8 protein-coding genes and 1 tRNA gene are annotated in these 14,643 nt (G+C 73.3%); 6 read left to right on the top strand and 3 right to left on the bottom strand.

What is annotated here, in order from left to right; genetic code table 11:
* Positions 1 to 241 precede the first annotated feature (241 nt).
* Positions 242 to 1,015 carry a thioesterase II family protein gene (locus G9272_RS38340; protein ID WP_171400811.1) on the top strand — a complete coding sequence of 258 codons (774 nt, stop codon included), beginning with the start codon at positions 242 to 244 and terminating at the stop codon, positions 1,013 to 1,015.
* A 38-nt stretch (positions 1,016 to 1,053) separates the two neighbouring features.
* Entirely contained in the window at positions 1,054 to 2,238 is a 1,185-nt protein-coding gene (locus tag G9272_RS38335; protein WP_171400810.1) for a hydroxymethylglutaryl-CoA synthase, read from the top strand.
* A gap of 129 nt (positions 2,239 to 2,367) precedes the next feature.
* Here the strand turns inward: G9272_RS38335 and G9272_RS38330 are convergent.
* Both G9272_RS38330 and G9272_RS38325 read right to left on the bottom strand, forming a co-directional pair.
* Positions 2,368 to 2,441: transfer RNA gene (locus tag G9272_RS38330), tRNA-Pro, on the bottom strand.
* A 44-nt stretch (positions 2,442 to 2,485) separates the two neighbouring features.
* Positions 2,486 to 3,916, bottom strand: a complete 1,431-nt coding sequence (locus G9272_RS38325; RefSeq protein WP_171400809.1) for an MFS transporter — start codon at positions 3,914 to 3,916, stop codon at positions 2,486 to 2,488.
* A 120-nt stretch (positions 3,917 to 4,036) separates the two neighbouring features.
* Here G9272_RS38325 and G9272_RS38320 point away from each other — a divergent pair, with 120 nt between their 5' ends.
* The gene (locus G9272_RS38320; protein ID WP_171400808.1) at positions 4,037 to 4,615 is read left to right on the top strand and encodes a TetR/AcrR family transcriptional regulator; all 579 of its coding nucleotides are present in this window, start codon (positions 4,037 to 4,039) and stop codon (positions 4,613 to 4,615) included.
* A 9-nt stretch (positions 4,616 to 4,624) separates the two neighbouring features.
* Here the strand turns inward: G9272_RS38320 and G9272_RS38315 are convergent, their stop codons facing one another.
* Entirely contained in the window at positions 4,625 to 5,827 is a 1,203-nt protein-coding gene (locus G9272_RS38315; RefSeq protein WP_171400807.1) for a serine hydrolase domain-containing protein, read from the bottom strand.
* A 92-nt stretch (positions 5,828 to 5,919) separates the two neighbouring features.
* Between G9272_RS38315 and G9272_RS38310 the strand changes: the two genes are divergently transcribed.
* The 3 genes from G9272_RS38310 (at position 5,920) to G9272_RS38300 (ending at position 14,615) form a co-directional block, all read left to right on the top strand.
* Complete coding sequence (locus G9272_RS38310; protein ID WP_171400806.1) at positions 5,920 to 6,192, top strand: GntR family transcriptional regulator; 273 nt, start codon at positions 5,920 to 5,922, stop codon at positions 6,190 to 6,192.
* 80 nt (positions 6,193 to 6,272) lie between these two features.
* A complete protein-coding gene (locus tag G9272_RS38305; RefSeq protein WP_171402354.1) occupies positions 6,273 to 7,034 on the top strand; it encodes an SDR family NAD(P)-dependent oxidoreductase in 762 nt (253 codons plus the stop codon).
* Between the two features lie 564 nt (positions 7,035 to 7,598).
* Positions 7,599 to 14,615, top strand: a complete 7,017-nt coding sequence (locus G9272_RS38300) for a type I polyketide synthase (protein ID WP_171400805.1) — start codon at positions 7,599 to 7,601, stop codon at positions 14,613 to 14,615.
* Positions 14,616 to 14,643: the final 28 nt, after the last annotated feature.

Genomic DNA, 14,643 nt, shown 5'->3' with positions numbered 1-14,643 from the left:
TCGTCCGCCGGCGGCGCGGCGGTGCCGCCGACCTTCACGAGTTGTCGCGGCGCACGAAGGAAATGCGCAGGCGCGGCCCTTCGGCTCCGTCCTCCTGGAGGCTAGGACGGCCCCCGCCACCGAACATCCCTCAGTCTGGTAGGAGATCGCCGGGCCCCGACCGCCCGCTACCAGGGCGGGGGATGCGCGTCGGATCCGGCCGTCTCTACGGTGGGCGGCGACGACCAACCCAAGGAGCGGAATGCCCACGCGCGAACCCCCCCTCACCTCACCGTGGATACGGCGGTACGCGCCCGCGCCCGAGGCCCCGGTCCGGCTGGTGTGCCTGCCGCACGCGGGCGGGTCGGCGACCTTCTGGAGCGGCCTGGCCCGAACGCTGGCCCCGGACATCGACGTCCTCGCCGTGCAGTACCCCGGACGCCTGGAGCGCCGGGCGGAACCCCCGATGAAGGATCTGACCGCACTCGCCGAAGCGCTCGTCACCGAGCTGACACCCTGGACCGACCGCACCTTCGCCCTCTTCGGGCACAGCCTGGGCGCCATGGTGGCCTTCGAGACGGCCCGCCGGCTGGAAGCCACGGGCCGTCCCCCGGTCGCCCTGTTCGTGTCAGGACGCGGAGCGCCGTCCCTGCACAGGCGGGAGTTCGGCTCACAGCTGGACGATGCCACCCTGCTCCGGCAGATGCGCAGGCTGGGCGGCACGGACCCGCGCGTCCTCGCCGACGAGGACCTGATGCGGCTCGCCCTGCCGGTACTGCGCGCGGACTACCAGATGGTGGAGGACTACCACTACGTGCCCGGCCCGCCCCTGGGATGCCCCGTGACCGCGCTCAACGGCCTGACCGACCCCAAGGTCTCGCCCCCGGGCGTCGAAGCCTGGCGCAACCACACGACGGCCGCATTCGACTCTCTCACCTTCCCGGGCAGCCACTTCTATCTCGTGGACCGGCACGAAGAGGTGACGACCGCGCTCACCGACCGTCTGTCCCGACTCACCGAGTCGTCGAGGCCCTGACAAGGACCACTCAACAAGTAGAGGTCGGTGTATAGAGCATGGTCAGCGACCGCGCCATAGGAATCCACGATCTGTCCTTCGCGACGACCGAGTTCGTCCTGCCGCACACGGCACTCGCCGATCACAACGGCACCGAGATCGGCAAATACCATGTGGGCATCGGTCAGCAGTCGATGAGCGTGCCCGCCGCCGACGAGGACATCGTGACCATGGGCGCGGCCGCTGCCGCGCCGATCATCGCCCGGCACGGCACCGATCGGATCCGTACGGTCGTGTTCGCGACGGAATCGTCGATCGACCAGGCGAAGTCGGCCGGTGTGTACGTCCATTCGCTGCTCGGGCTGCCATCGGCCACCAGGGTCGTCGAACTGAAGCAAGCGTGCTACGGGGCGACGGCCGCCCTCCAGTTCGCCATCGGCCTCGTGCTGCGCGACCCCGTACAGCGGATCCTCGTGATCGCGAGCGACATCTCCAAGTACGACCTGGACAGCCCGGGTGAGCCGACCCAGGGCGCGGCGGCGGTGGCCATGCTGGTCGGCTCGGATCCGTCGCTGGTCCGTATCGAGGAACCGTCGGGCCTGTTCACCGCCGACGTCATGGACTTCTGGCGGCCGAACTACCGTGACGCCGCGCTGGTCGACGGACAGGAGTCCATCACCGCATATCTGCACGCGGTGGAAAGCACCTGGAAGGACTACACGGAGCAGGGCGGCCGTTCGCTCGACGAGTTCACCGCGTTCTGCTATCACCAGCCGTTCACGAAGATGGCCTACAAGGCCCACCGCCACCTGCTGAACACCTGTGGGTACGACACCGACGAGGCTTGGCTCGAGCGAGCCATCGGGCGAACCACGGCCTACAACAGGGTCATCGGCAACAGCTACACCGCGTCGGCGTACCTCGGCCTCGCCGCGCTGCTCGACCAGGCGGACGACCTGGCCGGCCGGCCCATCGGCTTTCTCAGCTACGGCTCCGGCAGCGTCGCCGAGTTCTTCGCCGGGACCACCGTTCCCGGCTACCGGGAACACCTGCGGACCGCGGCGCACCAGGAGGCGATCGACCGGCGCCGACCGCTCGACCACACCGCCTACCGCGAACTGCACGGGCGGTCCTTCCCGGCCGACGGCGGCGACCACCCCACTCCGTCGCAGACCACCGGGCACTTCCGACTGGCGGCGCTCCGCGGCCACAAGCGCATCTACGAGAAGCGCTGGACGCATTGACCCGCGGTGTTGTTCACGCAGGTGTGCGGTGGCCGGCCGCCTTCTTCGCCACGTCGGGTGTCGACCGCATCGAGCAAGGGCCGGTTTCGGACGCCTCCAGAACCGGCCCTCATCTGCGACTCTCACGAGTCGGGACGACAGGATTTGAACCTGCGACCCCTTGACCCCCAGTCAAGTGCGCTACCAAGCTGCGCCACGTCCCGAGGCGTTCCCGCGGCGGTGAGCTGCGGGAACGCGCAGGTAGATCCTACCGTACGGGGGTGGGTGCGGCGGTCGGCTCCTGGTGGGCGACCGGCCCCGGCAGACGGCTCGCGCGGCGGACCGGGACCAGCAGGGCGGCGAGGGCGGCACCCAGGCAGAGCACCGCGAGCAGGGTGAATCCGTGGGTGTAGCCGGAGCCGTAGGGCAGACCCGACGGCTGGAGGCGGCCGGTGACCAGGACGCTGGTGACGGCGGCGCCGATGGACCCGCCGATGGTACGGATGTTGGCGTTCATACCGGTGGCGGCGCCGGTCTGCCCGGCGGGCACGCTGCCGACGATCAGGTTGGCCATCGAGGCGAAGGCCAGGCCGATGCCGAGGCCGAACACGCCTGCCACGAAGGCGACCTGCCACTGCTCGTCGTGCCAGAGGGCCAGGAAGCCCAGCGCGAGCGCGCCGAGTGCGGCGCCGGTCGTGAGCAGCGCCTTGGCGCCCACGCGGGGCTCGAGGCGGCCGCTGAGCACACCGGAGACGAACATCGCGAGCAGCATCGGCAGCATGAGGAGCCCTGAGGCGGTGACGCTCGCGCCGAAGCCGTACCCGGCCGTGCTCGGCGTCTGGACGAACCCGGGCAGGAAGGACCAGATGGCGTACATGCCCGCGCCGAACAGCAGGGCGGCGAGGTTGGTGGTCCACACGGCCGGCAGTCGCATGATGCGCAGGTCGATCAGCGGGCTGCGGGAGCGGGCCTCGGTGAACAGCCAGAGCGCGAACAGCGCCACGGCCACGGCGAACAGGCCGATCACCCGGGCCGAGCCCCAGCCCCAGCTGCCCGCCCGACTGAGCGGCAGCAGCAGGGCGACCAGCCAGCCGGACAGCAGCACGGCGCCGAGCCAACTGACCTTGCCCTCCGCCCGGTCGGGCGACTCGGGCACATAGCGCAGGGCGATCAGCGTGGCGGCCGCGACGATGCCGACGGGGATCCAGAACAGCCAGCGGTAGTCCAGCGCGGAGACGATCGGTCCGGCCGCGACCATGCCGACGCCACCGCCGGCGGCGATCACGGCGGACAGGTTGCTGATGCTGCCGGGCACCCGGGAGGGGGCGAACTCGTCCCTGATGATGCCGAAGGAGAGCGGGAACAGGGCGCCACCGATGCCCTGGACGACCCGGGCGAGGATCAGGACGCCGATGTTCGGCGCGAGCGCGGCGAGCAGACAGCCGGCCAGGACGGCGAGCAGGACCCCGACGAGGGTGCGCTTCTTGCCGATCAGGTCGCCGACCCGGCCGAGGATCGGCGTGAAGACGGACGCGGACAGCAGATACGCGGTCATCACCCAGGTCGCGGTGGACTGCGAGGTGTGCAGCGCGTGCTGCACGGTCGGCAGGGCCGGCGCTATCAGCGACTGGAGCATGGAGAACACGCCGGCACCGGTCGCGAGGACCGCGAAGGTGAGGCGGGTGGACTTGCGGGGCATGACAAGCCTCTCGGAAGACCCGGAAAGGAGAAGAGGCCTCGGACTGTTAAAGTGGAGGCACCCCTCCACTGTAGCGGAGGCCTACCTCCGTTTCAACCGAGTCCCGCCCAGGAGGCAGCAGTGCCGGCTCAGCAGTTCCCCGTCAGCGAGATCGTCGCGGCCCAGCGCCCCGTCCGTAAGGACGCGGCCCGCAACTACGACGCGTTGCTGGCCGCCGCGCGCGAGGCGTTCACCGAGCACGGCTCCGAGGCGTCCCTGGAGGACATCGCCCGGCGCGCGGGCGTCGGCATCGGCACGCTGTACCGGAACTTCCCGACCCGCCGGGCACTGTTCGAGAGCGTGTACGCGGACGAGGTCAACGCGCTGTGCCGGTCGGCCGTGGAGTTCGCCGGTCTGGAGCCGTGGGAGGCGCTCACCGCCTGGCTCGAGCGGTTCGCCGGCTACATGGTCACCAAGCGGGCGGTGCGCGAGGCGCTGGAGGGCGAGTCGGAGATCTTCCAGGCCTGCCGTGAGTCGATGTTCACGGCGGGCGGCCCGCTGTTCGAGCGGGCCCAGCGGGCCGGGGTGGCCCGCAGGGACATGGACTTCGGCGATCTGCTGCGGCTGGTCGCCGGCATCACCGCGACGGCCTTCACGGACGACGCCCAGCGCGACCGCGTCCTGGCCATCGCCCTGGACGGGGTGCGCGCCGGGCGTTGACCGGGAGGGTCAGCCGGACAGCGGGTGCTGCGGGGCGAGCAGGTCCGCGATCCGCTCGGTGATCGTCTGGGCGGTGTTGCCCTCGGGGGCGTCCGGGCCCACCGTCGTGGACACCGCGATGGACAGCCGCTGGTGCGGCTCGTACGCCATCACGGCCGCGTAGCCGAAGAAGGACGGGTTCTGCACGACCCAGCCGTTCTTGACGACGACGCCGATGCCGAAGTGGAAGTCCTCGGTCATGGGCAGGCAGACCGTGGCGGGGCAGTTCGCGGTGGGGTGCCCGAGGCCGATGGTGCCCGGGTCCAGCTGGGTGCGGAACGCGCGCTTCGAGAGCAGTTCGCCCGAGCCGATGGCCTGCCCGGAGCGGGCCAGGTCGCAGATGTCCTGGGTCAGGACGGCACCCGGGGCGGTGGTCCAGGAGGGGTTCCAGTAGGTGGACTCCTCGTAGGTGCCGCGCTCGTCGTCGTAGGCGTGCAGCACGGGCGGCTGGATGAGCGCGGTGTCGTTGTTGCGGGTGTTGCGCAGCTTGAGGGGTTTCATGACGCGTTCCCGCAGGAGGCGGTCGAGCGGGGTGTCGGAGATCTCCTCCAGAGCGCGGCCGAGGAGGACGAAGTTGGCGTGCGAGTAGCTCCAGTTGGTGCCCGGCCGGTACCACAGGGGGTGGTTGAGGGAGAACCCGACGACCTCCTCGGGGGTCCAGTGCTGCCAGGGGTCGGCGTAGAGCTTCTTCAGGAAGAGCGGGTCGGTGACGTAGTCGTGCAGGCCCGACGTCGAGTCGCCGAGCATCCGCAGGGTGATCTTGTCGCCGTGCGGCAGGTCCGGCAGCCAGCGGGAGACCGGGTCGTCGAGGCGCGCCTTGTGCTCCTGGACGAGCTGGAGCAGCACCGTGCCCATGAAGGCGATGCCGACCGAGCCGGTCCGGAAGTGCGCGGCGGGCGTGGCGGGCACATCCGTGAGGGACTCGCCGTCCGCGCCGGTGACGAGCTCACGCCCGCCGACCGTGACCTTGACCAGGGCGGCCTTGAGACCGAGTTCCTTGCGGGCCGCGCGGACGAGGGCGAGGACCTCGCGCGCCTGGCCCCGGGGGTTCCGGGTGGCGGCGCAGGCCCGGTCCTGGTGATCGGGGTACGCGGTCGCGGCCGCGGCCGCCGTCTGGAGGGTGGAGGCGAGGAGAGCGGCGGCACACAGCAGCGCCGTACGGGTACGCGTCATACGGGCACTATGGGCTGATTGTCACATCGATCACCGGGGCAACACTCCGTACGCCGTCACCCCGGACCCATACGGCCCCTCGGCACACCTCCGTGAAGCCGCCCGGTTCGCTCCGAGCACCCCGCCCCCGTCTCGGCACGCCGACCGCCCCGAAGGGCTCGGACGTGCCGACCGCCGAGGTGCGCGAGCGGATCCTGTCGGGGGATTTCGGCGAGGGCCTGGCGCTGCCCCCGGAACGGCAGCCGGTCCAACAGACGGGACCGAGCCGGGCGACCGTGCGGGAGGCCTGGAGATCCGGCCGGGACGTGCCGTCGACCGATGTCTTCAACTCTTCGGCGGATACGGCTACATGGTGGAGGTCATGAAGGTGGTCATCGCCAAGACCCCGGGACCGGGAGACGGGGGCGGGAGCACCGGGGCGCCGGGACAGGGAGGACGGTGGGGCATGGAGGAGGACTTCTCCGGTCGGCCGGGGGTGGCGTTCGTCGCGGGCGGCACGGGCGGCATCGGCGCGGCGGCCGTACGGACGCTGGCGGCACGCGGCAGCGCGGTGGTGTTCACCTACCGGGCCCGGCGGGAGGCGGCCGAGGCCCTCGCCGACGAGACGAAGGGACTCGTGCCGCTCCCCCTGGACCTGACCGACGAGACGGCGACGGCCCGGGCGGTGACCGCGACCGCCGAGGCGTACGGCGGCATCCACACGCTCGTGTACGCGGCCGGTCCGCATGTGCCGATGCGGCATCTGAGCCGGGTGACCCCGGGCGAGTACCGGGCCCAACTCGAGGCGGACGCCGTGGCGTTCTTCAATCTCGCCCATCCGGCGCTGCCCGTCCTGCGCCGGAGCCGAGGCAGCATCGTCGCGGTCACCACCGTCGCCACCCGGCGCTTCCCGGTGCGCGACGGACTGTCCTCGGGGGCGAAGGGAGCGGTCGAGGCGGTCGCCCGCGCCCTGGCCGCCGAGGAGGGGCGCTACGGGGTCCGCGTCAACTGCGTCGCGCCCGGCATGCTCACCGACGGCATCGCGGGCCGGCTGACCGAGTCCGGCGAACTGGACGACGAGGCGCTCGCCGTCACCCGGCGGAACATCCCGCTGCGCCGGTTCGGGGAGGCGGCGGACATCGCGGAGGCGGTGTCCTTCCTCGCCTCGGACCGGGCCGGGTTCATCACGGGCCAGGCCCTGGGGGTGGACGGGGGCTACAGCGTGTGAAGCGCCCGGCCTCGCGGGGAGGGGCCACGCAGTCAAGCCGGTCGACGACCTCCCGAGGACCGGCTCGACTCCGTAGTCATTCCAGTCTTCGCGGCAGTCCGGCCGGCGTCAAGGCCCGTCTCACTGGGCGACTCGAGCACCGTCATCAGCACAAGCCTTTCCCGGTCACTCCAGGACCGACACACAGAATTTTCCCCGCCACGCGACCGACGCCGGGAATGTGCGTGTCGATTCGGACAAGCGGTCCATAGTAACCCATTTCCTGCGTTCGTTCATGTTTCTACAGTGTGAGTGGAGGGTGAACGAGGCCGGCCCCGAAAGGAATTCATCCGATTTCCTACGCCCTGGCCCTCCGCCCACAACTGACCGAATCATTGCGGCTGGATACCGTCCGATCGTTCGAACGTTGACCAGTGAGTAATAAGCGCACTACCTTTCAACGCGTTTCGAGCACGCGCTTTAGAACGGCGTTCCGCGGTGGATTCCTGCCCGCGGGAATCCGGTGAGCCGCCATTGCTGTCCCGAACCCCCCACCGTGCAGTCTCACCCTTGATTCGGAGAATCATGACGTCTGCTGTGCGTTCCGAGGACATGATCATCGGCATCACTCCTTTCGGCGAACCCGATGCCGGGCTCGCCCTGGCGATCAACCGGGCCGGCGGGCTCGGCGTACTCGACCTGGGAGCCGGTGACCGAAGAACCCGCGAGGCCCTGTCCCGCCTGCGCCACGCCTCCCCGGGCGCCTTCGGGGTCCGGGTCGGCGCGCACTGCCGGCTCACCCCCGCCGACCTGGGGCCCGACGGCCCGCACACGGTGGTCCTCACCACGGAGGCGGCACAGGCAGCGGAGGCCGCGGACACCGACGCGGCGCCCTGGCCGATCGCCGGCCTTTCGGCGCGCTACCGCGTGCTGGTCGAGGTCACCGACCTGGCGGGCGCCCGGGACGCGTTACGCGCCGGGGCGCACGGCCTGATCGCCCGTGGCGCCGAGAGCGGTGGCCGGATCGGCGAACTGAGCACCTTCGTCCTCCTCCAGCAGCTCCTCGCCGCACCCGAGGTGACCTCGCCGGTGTGGGCGTGCGGCGGAATCGGACCGCGCACGGCCGCCGCCGCGGTGGCCGGCGGTGCGGCCGGCGTCGTCCTGGACAGCCAGCTCGCGCTGCTCGCCGAGTCGGCGCTGCCCGAACCCGCCGCCGCGGCGCTGCGCACCCTGGACGGCTCGGAGACCGTCGTCCTCGCCGGACACCGGGTTCTGCTGCGGCGCGGCCCGGACGCCCCGCGACTCGCGGAGGGCGCGGGACCGCAGGCGGTGGCGGCGCTGCTGGGCGCGCAGGATCCGCGCGGACAGCTGCTCCCGGTGGGCCAGGACGGCTTCCTCGCCGCCCGGTTCGCCGAGCGCTGGGGTGACGTGCGGCGGACCCTGCGGGCGCTGCGGGACGCGGTCCTGGCCGCGTCACGCGACGACACGGCCGTACGGGCGCTGCGGGCCGGGTCACCGATGAGCCGGGCGCTGGGCACCCGACTCCCCCTCGCCCAGGGACCGATGACAAGGGTGAGCGACGGCGCCGCGTTCGCCGCCGCCGTGGCGGCCGACGGGGCGCTGCCCTTCCTCGCCCTGGCGTTGGCGGACGGCGCGCGGACGCGGGCGATGCTCGCCGAGACCCGGGACGCGGTGGCCGGCCGGCCCTGGGGCGTGGGCGTGCTCGGCTTCGCGCCGGAGGACGTGCGCGCCGCACAGCTGGAGGCCGTACGGGAGCTGCGGCCGACGCACGCGATCATCGCGGGCGGCCGGCCGTCCCAGGCGCAGGCGCTGGAGCGGGACGGCATCCGGACCTTCCTGCACGTGCCGTCGCCGGGGCTGCTGCGGCAGTTCCTGGAGGCCGGGGCGCGCCGGTTCGTGTTCGAGGGCTCGGAGTGCGGCGGACACGTCGGACCCCGCGGCAGTTTCCCGCTCTGGGAGGCCCAACTGGCGGTCCTGGAGGACTGGTCGGAGGGACACGGGGCCGAGGACGTCGAAGTGTTCTTCGCGGGCGGAGTCCACGACGAACGGTCGGCGGCGATGGTCGCCGCGCTCGCCGCGCCGCTGACCGCGCGCGGAGCGGCCGTCGGCATGCTGATGGGCACCGCGTACCTGTTCACCGAGGAGGCCGTGTCCTGCGGCGCGATCCGGCCGCTCTTCCAGCGGCAGGTCATGGCCGCCGAGCGCACCACGCTCCTGGAGTCGGCGCCGGGACACGCCACCCGCTGCGTGCCGAGCCCGTTCGCCGCCGGCTACCGCGACGAGGAGGCCCGGCTGCGGGCCGAGGGCGCCGGGGACCGGCGGATCTGGGAGTCCCTGGAGCGGCTCAACGTCGGCCGGCTGCGCATCGCGAGCAAAGGCGTGACCCGCGACACCGACGGCTCCCTCACCCCGGTCGACGAGCAACGCCAGCTCGCCGAAGGGATGTTCATGGCCGGGGCGGTGGCCGTGCTGCGCTCGGCGACCACCACGGTCGCCGCGCTGCACGAGTCGGTGACCACCGGCGCGATCGAGCATCTCACCTTGCGAGCAGCCGAGTTGGGACAGGGGAAGACGGTCCGGGAGCCGGCCGCCCCGGCCCCGCTGGACATCGCCGTCGTCGGCATGGCGTGCATGTTCCCGCAGGCACCCGACCTGCCCACCTTCTGGGCGAACGTGGTCGGGGGCGTGGACGCGGTGGGCGAGGTCCCGGCCGACCGCTGGGACCCGGCCGTCCACCACGGCGAGTCGACCCCGTCCAAGTGGGGCGGCTTCCTGCCCCGCATCCCCTTCGACCCCCTGCGGTACGGCATCCCGCCCACGTCGCTCGGCAGCGTCGAGCCGGTGCAGCTGCTGTCCCTGGAGGCGGCCCGGCGTGCCCTGGAGGACGCCGGATACGGCGAAGGGGAGCGGGAGTTCGACCGCTCCCGCACCTCGGTGGTGTTCGGCGCGGAGGCGGGCAGCGACCTGTCGAACGCGGCCACGCTGAGGGCGGTCCTGCCCTCCTACTACGGCAGCGTCCCGGCGGGCCTCGACGACCAGCTCCCGCAGCTCACCGAGGACTCCTTCCCCGGCATGCTCGCCAACGTCATCTCCGGGCGGATCGCCAACCGGCTCGACCTCGGCGGCGCCAACTACACCGTGGACGCGGCCTGCGCCTCCTCGCTCGCCGCGGTGGACGTCGCCTGCAAGGAACTCGTCGGCGGCACCTCCGACGTGGTGCTCTGCGGCGGCGCCGACCTGCACAACGGCATCAACGACTACGTCCTCTTCTCCTCCGTGCACGCCCTGTCCCCGACCGGCCGCTCCCGCGCCTTCGACGGTTCGGCGGACGGCATCGCACTCGGCGAGGGCGTGGCCTGCGTCGTCCTCAAGCGGCTCGCGGACGCCGAACGCGACGGCGACCGGATCTACGGCGTGATCAAGGGCCTCGGCTCCTCCAGCGACGGCCGCTCGCTCGGCCTCACGGCGCCCAGGCCCGAGGGTCAGCGCTCGGCCCTGGAACGCGCCTACCGCAACGCGGGCGTCTCCCCGGCCGACGTCGGACTCGTCGAGGCGCACGGCACCGGGACGGTGGTCGGCGACCGCACCGAACTGCGCATCCTCAGCGAGGTGTTCGGCGAGGCCGGGGCGGAACCGGGCGGCTGTGCGATCGGTTCGGTGAAGTCGCAGATCGGGCACACCAAGTGCGCCGCCGGACTCGCCGGCCTGATCAAGACACTGCTGGCCCTGCACACGGGCGTCCGGCCGCCCACGCTGCACGTCGAGGCCCCCAACGCGGCCTGGGACGCGCAGAGCAGCCCCTTCGCCTTCCACGCACAGGCCCGGCCCTGGGCGGCGCCCGCCGAGGAACGCGTCGCCGGCGTCAGCGCGTTCGGCTTCGGTGGCACCAACTTCCATGTGGTGCTGAGCGCCTACGCCGACGGCGTGCCACCGGTGCGGGGCGCGGACGCCTGGCCGGCCGAACTGTTCGTCTTCCGTGGACGGGACGCCGCCGCGGCCGGCCGTGCGGTGGACGAACTCCTCGGGGTCGCGGAGACGGAGGGCCGGCCCTGGCGTCTGCGGGACCTGGCGCTCGGCGCCGCGCGGCGGTCGGACGCGAGCGGTGAACCGGCGCAGGTCGCGGTCGTGGCGACGGACGTGGACGATCTGGTCGGCAAGTTGCGACGTGTGTCGGCCGATCCGGCCGGGCACGACCCGGCGCGGGGGATCCACCGGGCCGGACCGGACGCCCCCCAGGACCACCCCGGGGACTCCAAGGTCGCCTTCCTCTTCCCCGGCCAGGGCAGCCAGCGCACCGGCATGCTCGCCGACCTGTTCGTCACCTTCTCCGAGCTGCGGCCCTACCTGGAGCTCGGACGCGCCCACGCCGACACCCTGTATCCGCCGACCGCCTTCGACGACGCGGTACGCGACCGTCAGCAGGCCGCGCTGACCGACACCCGGGTGGCACAGCCCGCCCTCGGCGTCGCCGGGCTCGCCGCGCACGCCGTGCTCACCGCGGCCGGGGTGCGGCCGGACATGGCCGCCGGACACAGCTACGGCGAGCTGGTCGCCCTCTGCGCGGCCGGCGCGCTGGGCCCCGAGACCCTGCTGGACCTGAGCGCGGAACGGGCGACGGCGATCCTCGAAGCCGCCGGGGCAGCCGGATCGACGGAATCCGCTGAATCCACCGGTGGCGATCCCGGCGCCATGGCCGCCGTCGCGGCAGGTGCCGAGGAGGTGGCGCGGGCGCTCGAGGCGGCGCGGGCGCCGGAGTCCGTGGTCGTCGCCAACCGCAACTCGCCCCAGCAGACCGTGATCTCGGGCCCCTCGGACGCCGTCGCCGAGACCGTACGGCTGCTGCGCGAGGCCGGTCTCGGGGCCAAGCGGATCCCCGTGGCCTGCGCCTTCCACAGCCCGCTGGTCGCCGGTGCCGCCGACCGGTTCGCCGAGGCGCTCGCGGCCCGGCCGGTGCACCCGCCCGAGTTCCCGGTGTGGTCCAACCGCACGGCCGCGCCGTACCCCGCCGACGCGGACGGGGTGCGGGCCGAACTCGCCGCCCAGATCGGCGCCCCGGTCGCCTTCGCCGAGCAGATCGAGGCGATGTACGCGGCGGGCGCGCGGGTCTTCGTCGAGGCCGGTCCCGGGTCGGTGCTGACCCGGCTCGTCGGCCAGATCCTCGGCGACCGTCCGCACCGCGCGGTGGCCTGCGAGCCCCGCCCCGGCGGCGGTCTGCACGGCTGGCTCGACGCCCTGGCCCGGCTCGCCGTCGCGGGCCTGCCGGTACGCGCCGGGTGGCTGCTGCGCGGCCGGGACGCGGTCGACGCGGTACGGACCCCCGTGCCGAAGCGGCCCGGCTGGACGGTCGACGGACAGCTGGTCCGCACCGCCGCCGGCGCCCTCCTTCCCGGTGCGCTCGCACCGGCCCGACGAGTCGTGGAACCCCTCGAGAGGACCGTGGCGACTGTGCCGACGAACCCCCCGCACGGCGTCCCGTCCGACCGGGACGCGCTCGTCTCCGAATTCCTGCGCACCAGCCGGGAGATGATCGCCGCCCAACGGGACGTCCTGCTCACCTACTTCGGAGCCACCGCGGGCGCGCAGCCCGCGGCGCCCGTGGCGGCGGTGCCGCAGGTGATCCAGGCGGTACCCCAACTTCCCACGGCGCAACCGGCGGTGGCCGCCGCGACGGCGGAACCGGTCCAGGATTCCGCTCCGTCCCGGGCCACCGGGCCCGTCGATGTCCAGCAGGTCGTCCTGGAGATCATCAGCGAGCGCACCGGCTACCCCGTCGACATGATCGAGCCCGACCTCGACCTCGAGGCGGACCTCAGCATCGACTCCATCAAGCGGGCCGAGATCGCGGGCGAGCTGGCCAGACGTCTGGGCGCCGGGGCGGGTGCGGACCTCGCGTCGATGGACGACGACGAGCTGGAGGAGCTGGCGAAGGCGCGTACGGCCGCCGCGGTGACCGACTGGCTGACCGCCAGGCTGGGCGGACCGGCCGCCTCCGTGGCCACCGCCGAGCCCGACGCGGCAGTGCCGGTGGCGGTGGCGGCCACGGAGCCCGGAACGCCTGTGCAGGCCCCACAAGAGGTGACAGGCGAGGAGGTGACCGGCGAGCCGCCCAGGAGGCATGTACTGCGGCCGGTCCTGCTCGGCGCCGGCACCGACGCCGGCACCGACGCCTCCGCCGTCCCGTCCACCACGCTCTCCGGCACCCGCTGGACCCTCCTCGGGGAGGCCCCCGAGGTGGCGGCCCGGCTGGAGTCCCACGGCGCCGACGTCGCCGTACGGGCCCGGGACCACGTCCTGACCGAGGCGGACGGGCCGGTGGACGGCGTGCTGTACCTCGGCGCCCTCGACGGCGCCGACGACAGCCCCGTCCTGCCGGACGCGTTCCCCGTCCTGAAGGCGGCCCTGGGGCGCGGCCCGCGCTGGCTGCTGGCCGTGCGGACCGCCGACGGCGAGACACCCGACCCCCGGACCGCGGGGCTGCGCGGCCTGTTCCGGACGGTGGCGCGCGAGTATCCGGAGCTGGTCGCCCGGGTCGTCGACCTCTCCGACGCCTCGCCGTCAGCCGTCGCGGACGCCGTGGTCGCGGAGGCCGTCGCACCGGACCGTGCCCCGGTCGTGTGGCGGACGGCGGCCGGCCGGCACGGTTTCGAGCTGGTCGAGGCGCCGCTCGGCGCGCTCGGCAGCACGGGCGCCGGACCGGCCGGGGACGGGGCCGCCGAGGCGGCGGCGCTCGGACTGGACCGGGACTCGGTGGTCCTGCTCGCGGGCGGGGCGCGGGGCATCACCGCGCAGTTCGCCGCCGCGCTCGCCCGTGCCGCCCGCTGCCGTCTGGAACTGCTCGGCCGGACCCCCGCGCCGGACGGTCCCGAGGACGCGGACACCGCGGCCGCCCGCACCCCGGCCGAGCTGCGTGCCGCGCTCGCCGCTCGCGGCGGCAGGAAGCCGGCGGAGATCAACCGCGCCGCCGAACTCCTGCTGGCCCAGCGGGAGATCACCGCCACCCTCGCCGAACTCACGGCGCTCGGCAGCCGGCCCCGCTACCGCTCCGTCGACTTCCGGGAACCCGGGGCGGTGCTCCAGGCGGTGAAGGAGATCCACGCCGAGCACGGCAGGCTGGACGGCGTGGTGCACGCGGCCGGGGTGATCGAGGACCGGCTCGTGGCGGAGAAGACCGCCGAGTCCTTCCAACGTGTCTACGGCACCAAGGCGACCGGCGCGGACGCCCTGCTCACCGCGCTGGAGGAACTGCCCGCCGCGCCGGCGTTCACCGTGCTGTTCGGCTCGATCTCGGCCGTCCTGGGCAACCGGGGCCAGGTGGACTACGCGGCCGCCAACGACGCGCTGGAGACCCTCGGCGCGGCCTTCGCCGCCCGTACCGGGCGCCGCGCGGTGACCGTGCACTGGGGGCCGTGGGCGCCCGCGGCCGGGCACACCGGCATGGTGGGGGCGGAGCTGGCCCGGGAGTACGCCCGGCGCGGCATCCGGCTGATCGATCCCGAGGAGGGAACCGCGGCGCTGCTGCGGGAGCTGGCGTGGGGCGAGGAGTCCGCCACGGCCGTCGTCCACACCGCCTCGGGCTGGTGACGGCGGCCGTGGCTGCACGTCATCAGCC

Source organism: Streptomyces asoensis, assembly GCF_013085465.1.
Lineage (GTDB): Bacteria > Actinomycetota > Actinomycetes > Streptomycetales > Streptomycetaceae > Streptomyces > Streptomyces cacaoi_A.
This window is presented reverse-complemented; position numbering and strand designations above follow the sequence as displayed.

What these genes read in the sequence shown, in the direction of transcription:
- G9272_RS38340 (WP_171400811.1), top strand. Translation starts at nt 242, where the DNA reads ATGCCCACGCGCGAACCCCCCCTCACCTCACCGTGGATACGGCGGTAC.
- G9272_RS38335 (WP_171400810.1), top strand. Translation starts at nt 1,054, where the DNA reads ATGGTCAGCGACCGCGCCATAGGAATCCACGATCTGTCCTTCGCGACG.
- G9272_RS38325 (WP_171400809.1), bottom strand. Translation starts at nt 3,916, where the DNA reads ATGCCCCGCAAGTCCACCCGCCTCACCTTCGCGGTCCTCGCGACCGGT.
- G9272_RS38315 (WP_171400807.1), bottom strand. Translation starts at nt 5,827, where the DNA reads ATGACGCGTACCCGTACGGCGCTGCTGTGTGCCGCCGCTCTCCTCGCC.
- G9272_RS38305 (WP_171402354.1), top strand. Translation starts at nt 6,273, where the DNA reads ATGGAGGAGGACTTCTCCGGTCGGCCGGGGGTGGCGTTCGTCGCGGGC.
- G9272_RS38300 (WP_171400805.1), top strand. Translation starts at nt 7,599, where the DNA reads ATGACGTCTGCTGTGCGTTCCGAGGACATGATCATCGGCATCACTCCT.